8 protein-coding genes are annotated in these 17592 nt (G+C 56.3%); 4 read left to right on the plus strand and 4 right to left on the minus strand.

The window, feature by feature from the left end:
- Positions 1-101: 101 nt before the first annotated feature.
- Positions 102-2573: a PSD1 and planctomycete cytochrome C domain-containing protein gene (locus CEE69_RS00060; RefSeq protein WP_099259146.1), complete on the plus strand. Its 2472-nt coding sequence runs from the start codon at positions 102-104 to the stop codon at positions 2571-2573.
- 99 nt (positions 2574-2672) lie between these two features.
- Positions 2673-4265, plus strand: coding sequence for a DUF1501 domain-containing protein (locus CEE69_RS00065; RefSeq protein WP_099258549.1), 1593 nt, complete (start codon positions 2673-2675; stop codon positions 4263-4265).
- A gap of 8 nt (positions 4266-4273) precedes the next feature.
- On the opposite strand, the gene CEE69_RS00070 is transcribed toward CEE69_RS00065, so the two are convergent.
- Both CEE69_RS00070 and CEE69_RS00075 read right to left on the minus strand, forming a co-directional pair.
- The gene (locus CEE69_RS00070; RefSeq protein ID WP_099258550.1) at positions 4274-4924 is read right to left on the minus strand and encodes a fibrinogen-binding protein; all 651 of its coding nucleotides are present in this window, start codon (positions 4922-4924) and stop codon (positions 4274-4276) included.
- 334 nt (positions 4925-5258) lie between these two features.
- Positions 5259-6422 carry a cohesin domain-containing protein gene (locus tag CEE69_RS00075; protein WP_099259148.1) on the minus strand — a complete coding sequence of 388 codons (1164 nt, stop codon included), beginning with the start codon at positions 6420-6422 and terminating at the stop codon, positions 5259-5261.
- 424 nt (positions 6423-6846) lie between these two features.
- On the opposite strand from CEE69_RS00075, the gene CEE69_RS00080 reads away from it, so the two are divergent.
- Positions 6847-12840, plus strand: coding sequence for a cadherin domain-containing protein (locus CEE69_RS00080; RefSeq protein ID WP_099258551.1), 5994 nt, complete (start codon positions 6847-6849; stop codon positions 12838-12840).
- A 96-nt stretch (positions 12841-12936) separates the two neighbouring features.
- On the opposite strand, the gene CEE69_RS00085 is transcribed toward CEE69_RS00080, so the two are convergent.
- Both CEE69_RS00085 and CEE69_RS00095 read right to left on the minus strand, forming a co-directional pair.
- Positions 12937-14301, minus strand: coding sequence for a BBP7 family outer membrane beta-barrel protein (locus CEE69_RS00085; RefSeq protein ID WP_233214443.1), 1365 nt, complete (start codon positions 14299-14301; stop codon positions 12937-12939).
- 565 nt (positions 14302-14866) lie between these two features.
- Positions 14867-16243, minus strand: a complete 1377-nt coding sequence (locus CEE69_RS00095) for a hypothetical protein (RefSeq protein ID WP_099258552.1) — start codon at positions 16241-16243, stop codon at positions 14867-14869.
- Between the two features lie 614 nt (positions 16244-16857).
- Here CEE69_RS00095 and CEE69_RS00100 point away from each other — a divergent pair.
- Positions 16858-17094 (plus strand): hypothetical protein, encoded by a 237-nt coding sequence (locus CEE69_RS00100; RefSeq protein ID WP_099258553.1) that lies wholly within the window; start codon positions 16858-16860, stop codon positions 17092-17094.
- The last annotated feature ends 498 nt before the right edge of the window (positions 17095-17592 follow it).

The raw sequence follows: 17592 nt of genomic DNA on the forward strand, positions 1-17592 counted from the left end.
TCGCACGTGAAGTGCCTTTTGCTGACCAATTTTTCAAAATGACAGGTTGGAAGCCTATCCCACACTTGATGCTGACTCTTATCTCTTCTCTGCCAGACTTCATGATTGCACGTGACGCCATGAAAAACTTCGCCTTTTCCATGTTGGCTCTTTCGCTGGGTTTGCTCGGCGCGTCCGAGACGCCGGCGCAAGAGTCATCGAAGATCACGCCGGAGCAACTCGAGTTCTTTGAAAATCGAATTCGTCCGGTGCTGGTTCGAGAATGCTATGAGTGCCACTCGGCCGAGTCTGGCAAGACGCGCGGCGGGCTGCGTCTGGACACGCGAGATGGATTGCTTCTGGGTGGTGAATCGGGCCCATCGGTTGTCCCTGGGCATCCAGAAGACAGCCCGTTTTGGGACGCCGTCACCTACAGCGGTTGGGAGATGCCGCCGCGTGGCCAATTGCCCGACGAGGTCCTCGCCGATTTCAAGCGTTGGATCGAAATGGATCTGCCAGACCCGCGCGTTCGCGAATCGATCACGGTGGAAAGCAAGATCGACATTGAAGCAGGACGGGAACACTGGGCCTTTCACAAACCGACTATTCAGGATCTTCCCGAGGTCAAGAATGCTGATTGGGCGAAGTCCAACATCGATGTGCATGTGCTGGCGAAACTGGAAGACAACGGCTTGGAACCTGCGGCCGATGCGGATGCCGCGACACTGTTGCGTCGCCTATCGTTTGACTTGATTGGCTTGCCACCGACGCCAGACGAAGTCCAATCGTTCTTGCGTGCAACGGCCAAGGATCGAGACGCTGCGATCGAGTCGAAAGTTGATGAACTGCTCGACAGCCCGCGATTTGGCGAACGTTGGGGGCGACACTGGATGGACGTGGCTCGCTACGCCGAATCCTGTGGCAACAGCACCAACAACACGTATCCACACGCGTGGCGTTACCGCGACTATGTGATCGATTCTTTCAACGATGACACGCCGTATGACCGCTTCATCGCGGAACAGATTGCGGGTGATTTGTTGCCGGTCAAAACGGATGAACAGTGGCAAGAGAACTTGATCGCGACCGGTTTCTTGGCGATCGGAACAAAGAACCTGGTCGAGCGGAATCCTCGTCAAGTCCAAGCGGACATCATCGACGAACAAATCGACACGGTGTCCAAAGCTTTTTTGGGTTTGACGGTCGCCTGCGCCCGTTGCCACGACCACAAACTGGATCCCATTCCGACGACCGACTACTACGCCATGGCCGGCATTTTCCAAAGCACGAACACGTATTACGGAACCGCCGAAGGAATCACCAATCGCAATTCATCGGATTTGTTGTCACTTCCGATTGCGGATGAAGTCCCCGCAGGAAGGCAGTATTCGACCGACGAAATCGATGAGTTTCAAGAACGCATGAACGATCTGCGATCGCAGATGATGGAAGCCACTCGCGATCGAGACAACCCATCGCAGCAACAGACAGTGATTCGTCTCCGAGCCCAGATCGCGTTGATCCAAGGTGTCCTTTCGGAAGTCGATGACGATGGAACGCCTCGTTCTCTGGCGATGGGCGTCCAGGAAGCGGACGCATTTGAGGACGCGGTCGTCTACGTCCGTGGCGATGTGGAAACCCCGGCGCAACGCGTGCCTCGCGGTTTCGTTCAAGTCCTGCCGCACAGTGCCGACGTTTCCATCCCATCGGATTCCAGCGGCCGTTTGGAACTCGCTCAGTGGCTAACTTCGCCGGACAATCCACTGACGGCTCGAGTCATGGTGAATCGCATTTGGCTGCATTTGTTCGGCGAAGGCATCGTGGCGACGCCCAACAACTGGGGACTGACCGGACAAGCCCCTTCGCATCCTGAATTGCTCGATCATTTGGCAATTCAGTTCGCAAAAGACTGGTCCGTCAAATCACTGATTCGCGAAATTGTGTTGTCGCGTGCTTATCAGATGAGCTCCGGAATGAACGACGCCAACTATGAAGTTGATCCCGACAATCGATTGCTCTGGAGAGCCAGTCCGCGACAATTGGATGCGGAATCGATGCGTGACGCGATTCTGGCGGTTGGCGGCGAATTGAATCTCGAACGCCCCATCGGTTCGCCCATCGCTCGCTATGGCAACAATCGAATCGGCCGCACGCTCGACGCGTCGCTCTTGGACGGGCTGAACGATCGGCGATCGGTTTACCTGCCCATCGTTCGCGACGCAGTGCCTCGCTCCTTGGCGTTGTTTGATTTCGCCGACCCGAGTCTCAGCAACGCGAAACGCGACGTGTCGAATGTCCCAACCCAAGCGTTGTATTTGATGAACGATGAGTTCGTCTTGCAAAGTGCGGAGGGACTGAGTCGTCGACTGCTGAAGGAACACAACAACATTCGAGACGGTATCTCGGCAGCTTTCTTAGCGACGTACGGGCGTCCTGCGACCGACGCGGAAATCCGAAGTTGTGTGAACTTCTTTCAGGATTTCATGGGACCGGCTCGCAGCAAATCCAATCGGTTTGTGCAAACACAACAACTGGCGATGACCGCGTTCTGCCAAGCGTTGGTCGCTTCGGCTGAGTTTCGATGTTTGAACTGAAACCTTGTGGCATAGGCTTCCAGCCTGTGGAACCTCACTCACAGGCTGGAAGCCTATGCCACATCACTCCTCCACTTCGCTTTCTCATTAGGTTCCACCATGTCCGATCCAAACAACCTATCGCGTCGCGGCGCACTCAAAGCCGTCAGCAGTGGATTTGGCTACCTCGCGTTTGCAGCACTGGCAACGGAACAAGCGAGAGCCAACAATCCGCTGGACGTCAAAGCTCCTCACTTCGAACCGAAAGCGAAGCGGGTCATCTTTCTATCGATGCGTGGAGCACCGTCGCACGTTGACACGTTTGATCACAAACCGCAACTGACACGCGACACTGGAAAAGTCGGCAAGTATGGCGGGACCGGACGTCTGCTGGGATCACCGTGGGAATTCCGTCAACGCGGTGAGAGCGGTTTGTGGATCTCGGATTTGTTCCCGGAACTATCCAAGCAAGCCGATGAGCTGTGCTTGTTGCGAGGAATGCATTGCGACCAACCCAATCATCCGCAAGCCACCACGCAGACTCACACGGGGAACTTCCAATTCCCGCGTCCTTCGATGGGGGCTTGGACGCTGTACGGTCTCGGAACCGAAAACGAAAACTTGCCTGGCTTCATCGTCTTGAATCCATCACCCGGCGATAGTGGCAACTACGCCAGCTCGTTTCTGCCAGCGATCTATCAAGGAACCAAAATGAAGGCCGGCGGCAGAGGCCGTGGCGGTTTTGCTCAAAACATGATGCGACCAAACGGCGGCAATCGGCCCGGTCGAAATCGAATGGGCCAGAATCAACAAGGCCGACCACGGCGAGGAATGCAGTCGGGAATGAACAGTGACCTCCGCCGTCGCTACGCCGAATCTCGGATGGGAATGTCCGGAGGCATGGGAGCGTCCATGCAACAGCGTCCATTTGGTCGCCCAGTTCGAGATCAATTTGCGCAACGCGATGACAGTGCGATTCCCAACTTGACGAACCGAATGCTCGATCCAGAACTGCAGCGTATTCAGTTGGACCTGATCCAAGATTTGAATCAAAACAAACTCGATCGCGACGGCCATCAACCGCAAGTCGAAGGCATGATTGAGTCGTTTGAGTTGGCTTATCGCATGCAGTCAGAAATGCCAGAGGCGGTCGACCTGTCCGATGAATCGCAAGACACGTTGGAGCTCTATGGCATCAACGGTTCTGGGACCGATGACTTCGGTCGTCAATGCTTGATGGCACGCCGATTGGCCGAACGTGGTGTCCGGTTCATTGAATGCGTCAGCCCCGGATGGGATCACCACCGCAACCTCCGCGACGAAATGGATGATCACTGTTCGCAAATTGATCAACCGATCGCAGGATTGCTACAGGATCTCAAGCAACGAGGTTTGCTGGACGAAACGCTCGTTATTTGGGCCGGAGAATTTGGCCGCACACCGCACGCTCAAAACGGCGATGGCCGCGACCACAACAACAAGGGCTACACGACCTGGATGGCCGGCGGCGGTGTCCGTGGAGGCTTCAACTATGGAGCCACCGACGAACACGGTTACGAAGCGGTCGAAGGCAAATGTCACATCCACGATTGGCACGCCACGATCTTGCACCTATTGGGCTTGGATCATGAAAAGCTGACGTACCGATACGCTGGACGCGACTTCCGTTTGACGGATGTTTACGGAAGTGTGATCCGTGATATCGTTGGCTAGTTGTTCATTCAGGCGGATCGTTGGAAACCCAACATCCGCCCTTGGACCGGCGAACGGAAGATGTCGTTCATGACCGAGTCGACGTAGCCCGCTTTCAAGTGGTCCGGCAACACAGGTCCAATGAACGGCTTTGTTTCAGGTGGTTGAAACAGGTCCGTTGAACGAGCGGGGAATGGCCCCGCATGGTCAGTAGGATCCGGTCCAACAACAGGCTCTGATTCCAATTCAATCGTGCCTTCGTTCAGGCGGACCTGTTGAAGATCAAGCTTCGTCGGGGTCAGACAGGCCTCGTGACGCGATTGATCCAACTGGATATCGAGTAGACTTCCATCGCTGCCGAGAATGGGTTGGGTCGAAAACACATACGCGACCACGGTGCCGGTGCTATCGTCCACGTTGGCGATGATGGACGCTCGGTCGTTCCAGATTGCTCCGGCACGAATGTCTTCTTTTTCGATTCGAACGAGCTTGGGATCATACTCAAATCGGATCTCGGCAGCTCTTAGGTTGTGAGCGTCCTCCACCCGGATCGATGCAACTGACTCCTGTGCCACAGCGGGCCCAGAGATAGCCGGTCCGATGGCGTCCAGTGAAACACTTGCCATCAAGTGCCGACCTTCCAATCGCTCGGTCGTCAACACGCGACATGTTTTGGCCATCCTGGCTCCCATGTATGTTTCCGAATGGAATCTTCTGTTCATCACGAGTGCAATGAACGCCCAGTAGATTCATTTGAAAGCCAAACTTTCAGACGACCTCAGGGACTTCTATGCAAAGAAGTAGTCCAATCTGAACATTTGTGTCAACGTCACTCACCGAGCGTTCAGCAAGAATCGGCGTTGGACAACATGAGTTTCATTGGCTGTGATCAACGTGACTCTTGGTGATTCTTCGAAGTTCAACACCACGACCGAATCGGAGTTCGTCATCAAAGCTGTTTCATGACGCAACGTAAAAAGGTTGCGTGCATCCAGCGGCATTCAATCCGTTGGCTCAAAACAGATTGCTTGCAAAGACTTCGTCGACCGCTTCGTTGTCGTCGGAGTCATCGTCGTTTGATCCAACGGGGGTGCCCATATCGGCCGTCTGTGCGGTCGCCACGTTTGCCGCGACCGTTGCTACCGATCCCAGCTCAGCTTCATCGATGAGAGGTTCCCCGCTAGCGGTCGAATCCGAACCGGCGGTGGAGGTGGATTCCGTGCTGCTGGTGGATGCCGCCACGACGCTGGAAGCAGCGACGGTCGAGCTGGATGTTGCATTGGCAAACGTGTTGATATCAGTGATGGCGTCTGTCCAACGATCGGAGCCGACAGGCAACACGGACGTCGTGTGCAAGCGATTGAAAATGTACTGGGGAAGCAAACCCAGTTCGCGGAAGTTTTGATCCTCGAGCGCCGTTCCTTCGACCAACGTCACCGTCAACTCGTTGACACCACTGTCCAAGTAAGCGACCGGTTGAGACTGAACAATTTCATACTCGCCGGGAGCCAAATCGGTGAATTCATAACTGCCGTCGGAATCAGTGGTTGTCTGCAATTCCGTGCCGGTGGAAGTGTTCGTCAGGGTGATCGTGACGCCAGGAATTGCTTCTCCGGTTCCCACAACGTTGTCATTGTTCGCGTCCGCGTATACAAATCCAGAGATCGAGTCATCGCCGGTTGCGGCCGCGGTGATCGTGATCAATCCATCGGTCGAATCGGTCCCTGAAACCGGTGCTGGATCGACCGAGATTTGGCCTTCGTTCAAGGTGACTTGGGTCAAGTCAAGCACGGTGGTGCTGTCCACGACCGCATCGCTGACCACTGAGAATGGAAGTTCGACGAGACTGCCGGACACATCCGTCAATGCACTGGAGGCTGAAACGAAGATGACCACTGTTCCTGCCGCATCATCAACATTTGCAGTGACTTGTGTGTCACTGCCGGTCCCCCAAACACTACCGAAGTCGATGTCGTCTGCTTCGAGATCCAACACCGACGTGTCGTAGCTCAAACGGATCTCCGCTCCACGGACTCCCGTTGCCGAATCGATGTTCACCGGAACAGACACGATGGCATCGGGCGCCGAGGTGAGGTCGTCCGGAATGTTGACGGCCGCGAGAAGACGTCGCCCTTCGAGCGATTGAATGGAAAGGCGACGGGATCGAGAAGGTTTCATCAGAGCTTGCCGGAGTCTTTCGTGTTCGTTCATAGCCACTTGCGAAGGCGGGGCGACACTTGCAGTCACCGCGTTGCACGCAGGGCATTTCCCAAATGGATTCTGAGGCTTACTTGCAACTTTGTTCGTCTGCATCAGGCCGGTCGCAACATGTTTTCTGCGAAGGAGGAATGACCGGATTGTCAGGGCGGAACGGGGGTGCAAATGTCACACTCAACGATACCTCTGACGCACTACCGCACAAAAAATTTCCTAAAAAATTTCAAAAGCCCCGTGACGAAAATGATCGAGCATCGTCTTAAACTCACTGTGGGCTCGATTTGAGCACTCCGTTTGTCGCCAGGGACCGCGTGACAATCCACACCTCAGCAGGGACGGCAGAATTGCTTTTCTATCGACTCCGGTCGAACAAGGTCTCCCATCTATGAAACCCGCTGTCCAACGATTGCTAGCTCGTCTGACTTCGAATAAATCCCGTCATTCACGCCACAAAAGCCGATTCCTTGGAGCAAACGACCGACGTTTGAAAGTCGAATCGCTGGAATCACGACGCGTTTTGGCGGCCACAATTGCTTCGTTCACACCGACCCCATCCGGCTTCACCGCTGAACTGAGCGAAGAAGTCAGCATCCCCCAACTCAGTCTTTACGACAACGAAGCCGGTGACGCTGGCGCCGCTGATGTGACTTTGCAGGGAACCTCGACCGGCGACGTGCGCGGTTCACTCGTTGTAAACGGCACAACCGTTACATTCATCGCAACCGATGGACCGCTTGCTGCTGACACCTACACCGCGACCCTTCGCAGTGCCAGCGACGGCTTCACGGACCTCGCCGATGGTGAGCTTCTCGATGGGGACGACAACGGCACGGCGGGCGGCAACTTTGTCACCACATTCACCGTCGCCAGCCCGGCTTCGTTGGTGGTCGGACTGCCCGACATCGTTCGCGGACCAAGCCAAACGGTGCAGTTGCCCGCCGGTGGTAGCGGAACCGAGTTGCCCGCGGGACTGCCGATTCAATTGAGTAACGCTGATGGCGTGACTTCGGTAACGCTGACCATTCAGTACGACCCAGCTATGCTGGACATCTCCGGCGTACAACTTGGTGAAGATGCACCGACCGGAAGTCAAGTCGAAGCAAACTTGGACACCCCGGGCGTCGCGACGATCACATTCTTCAGCTTGGAAGCGATGGATGCGGGGCAAGCCGACATCATCGACCTGATTGCCACCATTCCCGAAGACGCCCCATACGGTGCCACCGGAACATTGACGATCAGCTCGCTGGATGTGAACGCGGGTGGCATGACCGCCAGCGCCGACGATGCGATCCAAGTCGTGGCGTTCCCTGGCGACGTCAATGCAAACCGTCGCTATGACGCCGAAGACGCTCGACTGGTTGCCCGAGCCGGCGTCGACCTGGACAGCGGTTTTGTTGTCACGGACGCGACCGGTTCCGGGGAAGCCTTTGTGCCTTTCGCCGCGATCGATCCAGATTTGCTGGGTGACGTGACCGGCCAAGACGGACTGAGCCCGTTGGACGCAAGCGATTTGCTGCGACGAGTCGTCGGCTTGTCGACACCCAACATTCCCGATTTGCCTGACGCACAGGCACCCACGAACATCAGCCTTTCCGCCACCACCGTTGGCGAGAACCTAGCGGTGGGCTCGACCGTCGGAACGTTCACATCGATGGACCCCGATTCGGGCGACACACACACGTACGCTTTGGTTTCGGGAACCGGTGACACCGACAACAGTTCGTTCACCATCTCGGGCAACACTTTGCTGACGGCGGAAGTGTTCGATGCTTCGGCTCAAGACACCTACACCATCCGAGTTCAAACAACAGACTCGACCGGACGCACGCTCCAGCGAGTCTTCACGCTTTCGGTCACCGACCAAAATGTTGCTCCCACTGCGATCTCGCTGAGTGACACAACGATCGCGGAAAATGAAGCGGCGGACACCTCCGTTGGATCGCTTTCGACAACCGACAGCAACACCGGCGACACGTTCACCTACAGCATTGTTTCGATCGATGGCAGCACCACCGCCACGACCTTTGCCATCTCCGGCGACTCTTTAATCGCAACCGAAGCTCTCGATTTTGAAACCAAGAGCAGCTACACCGTCGTCGTCCGCACAACCGACCAAGGTGGCCTGTCGTTCGATCAATCCTTCACGATCAACGTCGATGACGTCAACGAAGCCCCCACCGCAATCGCACTGAGTGACGATTCCGTCGCGGACGATTCCGTATCCGGCACCGTCGTCGGATCGTTCTCAACAACCGACGTGGATGCGTCCGACACCTTCACCTATTCGTTGGTATCGGGAACCGGTGACACAGACAACGCATCGTTCACGATCGTTGGCAATGAACTGCGAACCGCAACAACGATCGACTTCGATTCACAAAGCAGCTTCAGCGTTCGCATTCAAACGACCGACGCCGGCGGCGAAACGTTTGAACAAGTCTTCACGATCGTTCAAAGCAACGAAGGGCCCACAGCGATCAGCCTCGATGACTCCACCGTCGTCGAGAACGGATCCACCGGAGATGCGGTTGGCACCTTCAGCACCACCGACCCGACTTCGGGCGACACGTTCACCTACACGTTGGTGACCGGCGATGGAGACGATGACAACGCGTTGTTCGACATCGATGGAGATGAATTGCAGGCCGCAGGATCACTCGATGCCGAAACCCAAGGCACATTGACGATCCGAGTTCGCAGCACTGATTCGACGGGAGAGTTCTTCGAAGAAACGTTCACGATCACCGTCTCCAGTGTCAACGAAGCTCCGACCACGGTCACCTTGTCCGGCACTCACGTGGCAACGGGTCAACCAAGTGGCACGGCGATTGGAACGCTTGGCACCGACGACCCTGACTCCGGCGACACGATCACTTACACGCTGGTGTCGGGAACCGGAGACACCGACAACGCGTCGTTCACGATCGTCAATGGTGAATTGGTCACCGCGTTTGCTGCCAACCAGCAAACACAATCGTCTTACTCCATCCGAGTCCGAGCCCAGGACGCCGATGGATTGTCGACGGAAGAAACGTTCACCATCACCGTCACGTCGACGAATGTCGCACCGACCGCAATCGCGATCGACAACAGTGACGTGGAAGAAAACGCCGACGTTGGCACCACGGTTGGCACGCTCAGCACGACCGACGCCAACTCAATGGACTCGTTCATCTACACCTTGGTGAGCGGTACCGGAGACACCGACAACGCTTCCTTTGCGATTGACGGTGGCGATTTGGTAACCGCTGCCTCGCTGGACTTCGAAACACAATCGTCGTATTCGGTACGAATCCAAAGCACCGATCCATTTGGTTTGTCGACCGTTGAAACGTTCACGATCACCGCAACGGATGTGAACGACGCTCCAACCGCAATCACGATCGACAACACGTCCATCGCAGAAGACACCGCGTCGGGAACGACCGTCGGTGCGTTCACCACGATCGACGATGATGCGTCCGACACGTTCACGTATGCCTTGGTGAGCGGCGATGGCGACGACGACAACGCATCGTTCACGATCGACGGTGGAAACTTAGTCACCGCGACCACGTTCGACTTTGAAACGCAGGCGTCTTACTCGGTTCGAGTCCAATCGACGGACTCCGACGGAGCCACCTTCGAACAGATCTTCACCTTCTCGGTGACCGATACCAACGAAGTCCCAACGGCAATCGCCCTGGACAATAGCAGCGTCTCCGAAGACGCCGCATCCGGGTCCACCGTGGGTGCGTTCAGCACAACGGACGCGGACGAATCGGACACGTTCACTTACGCCCTGGTCAGCGGCGATGGTGACACTGACAACGCCGCCTTCACGATCGACGGCGGAAACTTGCTGACCGCGACCACGTTCGATTTCGATACGCAGTCGTCCTACTCGATTCGCGTCCAAACGATGGACTCGGGCGGAGCCACCTTCGAGCAAACTCTGACGATCACGATCACCGAGAGTGAAGCCAATGTGGCGCCCACTGCGATTTCGATCGACAACACCGAGATCGAAGAACACGCCTCCATCGGAACCACCGTGGGCTCGCTCAGCACCACCGATGCGAATGCCTCGGACACATTCACTTACGCTTTGGTCAGCGGCGATGGTGACGACGACAATGCAGACTTCACGATTGACGGAAGCAATCTCGTTACGGCGAGCTCATTCGACTTTGAAACAAAGTCGTCCTACTCGGTTCGAGTGCAAACCACTGACTCGGAAGGAGCAACGTTTGAGCAAGTCCTGACGCTGACGGTGACGGATTCCAACGACGCTCCCACATCGCTGGCCTTGGACAACTCGACCATCGCAGAAGACGTTCCTTCGGGAACCGTCGTGGGTGCTCTCAGCACGACCGATGCGGATGCCGGTGACACCTTCACATACGCCTTGGTCAGCGGCGATGGCGACACGGACAACGCTTCCTTCACAATCGACGGCAGCAATCTGGTCACCGCAACGACGTTCGACTTCGATACCCAATCGTCCTATTCGGTTCGCGTCCAATCCACTGATTCAGTGGGAGCGACGATCACCGAAACTCTGACGATCACGATCACCGACACCAGCGCAAACGCTGCTCCGACCGCAATCGCGATTGACAACAGCAGCGTTGCTGAAGACGCCGCTTCAGGAACCACCGTTGGTGCACTCAGCACAACCGACACGGATGCCGGTGACACGTTCACTTATGCTTTGGTCGCTGGCGATGGAGACACCGACAACGCCGCCTTCACGATCGATGGCAGCAATTTGGTGACAGCAACCACGCTCGACTTCGAAACTCAGGCGTCTTATTCGGTTCGCGTTCAAACCACCGATTCGGCCGGAGCCACCTTCGAGCAATCGCTGACGATCACCGTCACCGATGTAAACGAGGCTCCCACCGCAATCGCGATTGACAACGCCGACATCGCTGAAGACGCCGCATCAGGAACCGTCGTCGGTGCACTCAGCACGACCGACGCGGATGCCGGCGACTCCTTCACGTACGCCTTGGTTGCCGGCGATGGAGACACCGACAACGCGGCCTTCACCGTCGACGGCAGCAACCTCGTCACCGCAACCACGTTTGACTTCGAAACCCAATCGTCCTATTCGGTTCGTGTTCAAACAACGGATTCGGACGGATCAACCTTCGAGCAAACTCTGACGCTCGCGGTCACCAACGTGAACGAGGATCCGACTGCTGTTTCAATCAGCAGTAGCGTCGTCACCGAAGAATCAGCCTCGGGCACGACTGTGGGTACGTTCGACACCGCTGACGTCGATGCGTCGGACACCTTCACCTACACCTTGGTCGCTGGTGATGGAGACACCGACAACGCATCGTTCACTGTTGACGGTGAAGATTTGCTGACCGCAACCACGCTCGACATGGACACTCAATCGTCCTACTCGATTCGAGTGCGAAGCACCGATGCCGGCGGTTCATTCGTGGAGCAAACGCTCACAATCACCGTGACGGAAACCAACGAAGCACCCACGGCCATCGCGATTGACGACAACGAGATCGCAGAAAACGCGGCCCTCGGAACCGTCGTGGGTGCACTCAGCACGACCGACGCGGACGTTGCCGATACGTTCACCTACTCGTTGGTCGATGGTGTGGGTGACACAGACAACGCATCGTTTGCAATCGACGGAAACAACCTGGTGACCGCCGCGACATTCGACTTCGAAACTCAATCGACTTACTCCGTTCGCATCCAAAGCTCTGATGCAGTCGGTGAGACGGTCAGTCAATCCTTCCAGATCACCGTCATCGATATCAACGATGCTCCCACCGGATTGGCACTGGCATTCCCAGCAATCGCCAGTGGTCAAGCCAGTGGATTCTTGGTCGGCGATTTGCAAGCGATTGATCAGGATGCCGGCGACACATTCACCTTCGAGTTTGTTGATGGCGAAGGCGATCTCGACAATGACAAATTCACTTTGGTGGATGGTGCATTGCGGACCGCGGAAGCAACCGACGACGCGATTCAGGCTCTCTACTCGATTCGCGTTCGCGTGACCGATGCAGATGGGCTGACCTTCGAAGACACCGCGGACCTGATTGTCACGGAAGAGAATGTCGCACCGACGGGCGTCTTGTTGGACAACAGCTCCGTGGATGACGGATCGGCCAGTGGCACCACGGTCGGAACGCTGACCGCGACCGATGCGAACGACTTCGACGAACACACGTTTACGTTGGTCGCCGGAACAGGCGACACCGACAACACGTCGTTCACAATCGTCGACGGTGTTTTGCAAACGAATTTCGAGGCCGATGCTGCCACGCAGTCCAGCTATAGCATTCGTGTCTTGTCACAAGACCGCTATGGATTGGCTGTCGAAGAAGTGCTCACGATCACCATTGAGACCACTGTGTGATCGTTGTCGTCCGGCCTCACCCAAGTTTGGCTTCGTCCAGACTTGGGTGATCGGATGACGAATTCCAAGGACGCTGATCAGCAGCGTCTCGAAAACTCAGAACTGAAACGCAGCCCCGATGTTCAGTCCATGAGCGATGAAGCTGCTGGTCGTCAAATCGTAGGCCGGTTGGTTGGTTCCCGTCGGTGCTTCCGGAGCGAACTGGGAGACGTTGCGATCGATCGCGTCTTCCACTCGGACCACATCCGACCAAACCATCATGCTGTATCCGATCGTCAGCTTCATATCGCGATGAACCTGAGTCGTCAGGTTCAGTCCAATTTCAGGCAGCACCATGAAGGACGAATCATCATACGTCCCGATGTTGGTTGACTGAGCCAGCAGCCCACCGGCGAACGTAGAAGAGCCTCCGCCGGGAACCGTGTTTGTTGTTTGCCCCGCGATCGTCGTTTCGGCTCGGTTGACACCAAACGCGATTTTCGCGTGAGCGTCCCAAGTCGTCGCACCGTAGCATCGTTGCAACTGGAGGCCGACTTGCGCCCCGTGGAACTGGTTGTCAGCTTCGAACTGATCGAACAAGTCGACTGTCGTGCCTGAGATGATTGGGCCTTGAGCAGCGGTGTAGACCGACGATTGATCGATCCGAAGCATTTCGTCCAGGCTTCCGTATCGATATCCAACGAGGAAGTCCACACGTTGGCCTCGAACCGAAGACAACGCATGTCGGCGGTTGAACTCAAACGAGGCCAGTTCGTTCTCGGCTTGGACGTTGACTGATCCTGTCAAGAAATCCGGGTGAGCAATCAACATCGACGACTCGGCACCCGCATCGGTGTCAAACACCGGACGAGCCAACAGGCCTCGATTGCTTTGATAGGTTTCCTCGTCTCGGAAGATCCCAATGCCGCTCAATTCAAATCCGTTCCCGCAATTGTCGTCGTTCCATCCCAGCGTCACACGCAAACCCGAACGCATCGAATCGAGCACGGTGCTGTTTCCGAACAACGTGGTGGTTCCCGATTGCCCGAGCACACCTGTGTCGACTGGATCGGTGCCGTCCGGACTGGTCGTCACCAAGGGCGGCAAATCCATTCCATCGAGCGACCACAACAGGTATTCGGCTCGAACCCAAAAACGTCGTGCCGATCGGTGCGTGACGCATCGATCGCACACACCACACCCGTCGCATGAACTGATGGCGTGGGAGGGTTCTTCGTAGTACTCAAACGTCGGTGAATCGAACGAAACACCTTCGACCACAGAATCCGCCAGGACATCCTCACTGACATCCGTATCAAGGCTCTTGCCGTTGATCGACTTGGGGTACCAGGTCATCTTCTCGGTCGTTTCCGAGGCTCGGGCTCGACTGGATGATCCATTCGGACTTTGAGCGGAAACGCTCTGCGATGCCAGGATGCACCCCAGAATCGCGATCCACGGTGAAAGTCGGACAATGTTCATGAATGAATGGGACGCCCGGGGGAAACCGTCGTCGTTCAAGTTCAGATGCTTTGTTTCGAAACAGCAGCGAGTTGATCAGACTGCAACCATGCTGTCCTACACACCAGCGACGCTCGCCAACAAGAGCAACTCCGCAGCACATGAGGGGCTGATTCCATCCAGTGGGGCTCTTCCAAGCCGATTTCAATCGAAGCGGTTACCTATGCGCGAGGATTGAGTGAACTGTCCGAGCGCGGGCCGCGACGACTCAAGTGCTTCCTTCGCTTTTCCGGCACACCGATGAAATGGTTGCGGACGATTATTTTTCAAACCGCGCAGGCTGCCGAAGCCTCAATGCGGTTTCACGATGAAATGGACGAGGCAACGAAACCGTTTGCCGCCGGGACGCAGGTGCCATCGGGCACGTGAGCCGTTTGGCGTTCGCCACGGTTGGCGTCTGGTCAACCGCCGCTAAAGCGGTGCGGCTCATTTAAACAGGCTATTAGGTAAATCAGTGGCATAGGCTTCCAGCCTGTGAAGGAGAAACCACAGGCTGGAAGCCTATGCCACAATGAGAATCCGTCCGTCACGCTCCGCGACTCAACAGAACGGGTTGCTGTGGAACCTTCTGCAGCGTTTCCAGTGCAATGGGAAGATGCTCGGGGCTGTTCTGGAACAGTTTTTCAAAGTGCGATTGAGGATCATAGAGCCAGCGCCGGTACGCTGTGGCGATCAAATCGATGAGTTCATAGTCACACGCTCGCAACACGCGAACGAAACATCGGTCCAGCGCAGGCACGACCTCCTCCGGAACGGAATCCTGCATGCACAAAGCATATAGGCCGGCGAAAGTGAGGTGCTTTGGATGGGCTTCCAGCATCGTTGCTGCCGTCTCCACCGCCGCGTCATCCAGCCCGCCTAGCCGTGCAAGAACGCACATGCTTTTGGCACAGACTTCATCATCGCGGTGATCCGTCAGAGAACGAAGTCCACGAACAAGGGACTCGCTGGCAATTGCTGGTTGCTGGGACGCCATCCGTTCCATCGCCGCGATCGCATTCAGCGTGATCGCGACGTTCGCAGACCCCAGTTTGTCGATCAGCAAGGACGCTTGCTGGTCATCCAGCTTACCATTCGAATTCAAATGCCGAATCGCGATCACCTGACTGGATGCCGATGAATCGGCTGCCAGTTTCCACCATTCGCTCTGCGACTGCGTCAACAGAACCTGCTTCGCCCGGGGTCGAAAGAAGGAATCGTTTGTTTTCAGCAGGAACTTCAGCGACCTTTTCATTGGGCGTTTCAGGTCGCTGGGCAAATCGTTTGACCACTCGGGAGCCGCATCGTCACGCCCCCATGCGGCAATCGCGTTGGCATAAGCGAGTGATTGGCCGTCGAGAAACGGTCGAGGATAAACGTCCCACTGCGTCGAATCCCAATGAACCGGATGCTTGGCAACCAGGCTGATGCTGTTGCGAATCATGCCAAGTCCCGTGCCGACGACGGCCAGGTCGACTTGTTCAGGCAAATGTACCCCGGCAAAGTTGTTTTGCGAAAGCAAATCGCAGACGACGGCATTGATCAGCGTGGCCAGCCCCATCGCCGGATCGCTGTCGATCGTCTGATCAAGCATGATGCTGCGGTCCGCCGGTTCATAGCGACCAGCCAGCCCGCTGGGACCATCGCAAGACCCACCACCGCAACAGCCACCGCCAGCACTCGGAGCCTGCGGGAGGGCATTGCGAACCTGGATTCCATTGACATCATGCCCGAGGTGTTTTCCGATAAACGCGATCACGTGTTGCGGATTCCGCTCACCTTCATAGAGGTCGAAGATGGTTTTACGACCTACCACCGGAAGCAAGAGCCGTTCAAAGCCGACACATTCAGCGATCTGTTGCAAGCAAAATTCAATCCGCGACTTCGCGGAATCAGGCAGGTTCGCTTTCGGTTGAAAGAACACGATGCAGCACTCGGAATTTTAGGGGAATGACCGAACAAGTTCACCGAACAAGACAGGACGCCGATCGTTGACCAGAGTACTGAAACCCCAGACCCCAAGGCAGCGCCAGTTTGGAGGAGCATCCGTAAGCGCCGTGCGTGCCATCCAAACGCCGATCCGTCAGGAGCACCCACGGCCAAACGCCCCAGTCAATGCCCGCCACGCAGTGCCGCGACACGCTCAAGTTGACTCGCCTGTTCTTGAGCGGGTGATCGCGCGGGAATCGCCGATTCTGTCGACCCCGAGAACTGGTCCAGCATGCAGGCCGATACCAAAGGCGATATCTACGAAGGTCTGCTCGAAAAGATTTGGTGAGCGACAAGACGCTAGCCGTCGGTTCGTTGCGCTGAAATACCGGCGGCTAGCGTCTTGCCGCTCACGGCGGCTGGGAACTGGTTCCCAATATGGCTCGCCTGTGCGTGATGAATCTCTTTCTGCACGGCGTTGACGGCGCCCCGTGTCCGATCGAGGCCGGAGCCGACTGGCTGGCCGGTGAACCGGGTGAGCGTTTCAGCCTGATCATGTGAGCGTCAAGGCGCTAGCCGACGGTTCGTTGCCTCCAGTACGATGGTTGAATGGCCAACGATGCAAACGATCCGATAACGCTCTTCATCACATGGACTGCATATGGTTCATGGTTACCAGGAGACGCGCGTGGTTGGAAGAAATGGAAACGGGGTGAACAGCAACCGCAGCCAGTGCTTGAGGACTGGTGCAAAGATCGAATGAAGGAGGACGCGGTTCTGCTGGACGAGCAACATCGCGAATCGGTGGAAGATGTGATTCGTAAGCACTCGCAAATTCGTGGTTGAGAATTGCACGCCGTTTCTGTCCGATCAAATCATGTTCATGTTGTTGTGACGGTCGTTCCAAAAACGGGAAACAACGACTATCGAGTGGCCGACGGCATCAAGCGAGTCCGTGATGAATTGAAAGCGAACGCGACTCGCGCTGTTAGGAGGTGTGAGAATCCGATTGCGAACGCAAAGGTCTGGACCAAAGGCGGGGACATTCAATTCGTTGATACGGATGATGATTTGGAACAGGTGATGATTTACGTTTTGGAAGCTCAAGATAGGATGGAACGCGATAAGTAGGGGTGACGAACCGGCGGCTAGCGCCTTGCCGCTCACGGGAGCACATCAAGACGTTGCTGGAAATCGACGGCCGAGCTGCGATCGTCGTCCCGGACAACATCCTCTTCGAGTGCGTAGCCGGAGAGACGGTCCGCACGAACCCGCACTTTACCCTCCCCCCCTAAAGCGATCCAACCTCGACATCTTCTGGCTCAAAGATGACTCGCTCGAAGA

Source organism: Rhodopirellula bahusiensis (assembly GCF_002727185.1).
GTDB classification, from domain to species: Bacteria; Planctomycetota; Planctomycetia; order Pirellulales; family Pirellulaceae; genus Rhodopirellula; species Rhodopirellula bahusiensis.

What these genes read in the sequence shown, in the direction of transcription:
- CEE69_RS00060 (WP_099259146.1), top strand. Translation starts at nt 102, where the DNA reads ATGATTGCACGTGACGCCATGAAAAACTTCGCCTTTTCCATGTTGGCT.
- CEE69_RS00065 (WP_099258549.1), top strand. Translation starts at nt 2,673, where the DNA reads ATGTCCGATCCAAACAACCTATCGCGTCGCGGCGCACTCAAAGCCGTC.
- CEE69_RS00070 (WP_099258550.1), bottom strand. Translation starts at nt 4,924, where the DNA reads ATGGCCAAAACATGTCGCGTGTTGACGACCGAGCGATTGGAAGGTCGG.
- CEE69_RS00075 (WP_099259148.1), bottom strand. Translation starts at nt 6,422, where the DNA reads ATGAAACCTTCTCGATCCCGTCGCCTTTCCATTCAATCGCTCGAAGGG.
- CEE69_RS00080 (WP_099258551.1), top strand. Translation starts at nt 6,847, where the DNA reads ATGAAACCCGCTGTCCAACGATTGCTAGCTCGTCTGACTTCGAATAAA.
- CEE69_RS00085 (WP_233214443.1), bottom strand. Translation starts at nt 14,301, where the DNA reads ATGAACATTGTCCGACTTTCACCGTGGATCGCGATTCTGGGGTGCATC.
- CEE69_RS00100 (WP_099258553.1), top strand. Translation starts at nt 16,858, where the DNA reads ATGGCCAACGATGCAAACGATCCGATAACGCTCTTCATCACATGGACT.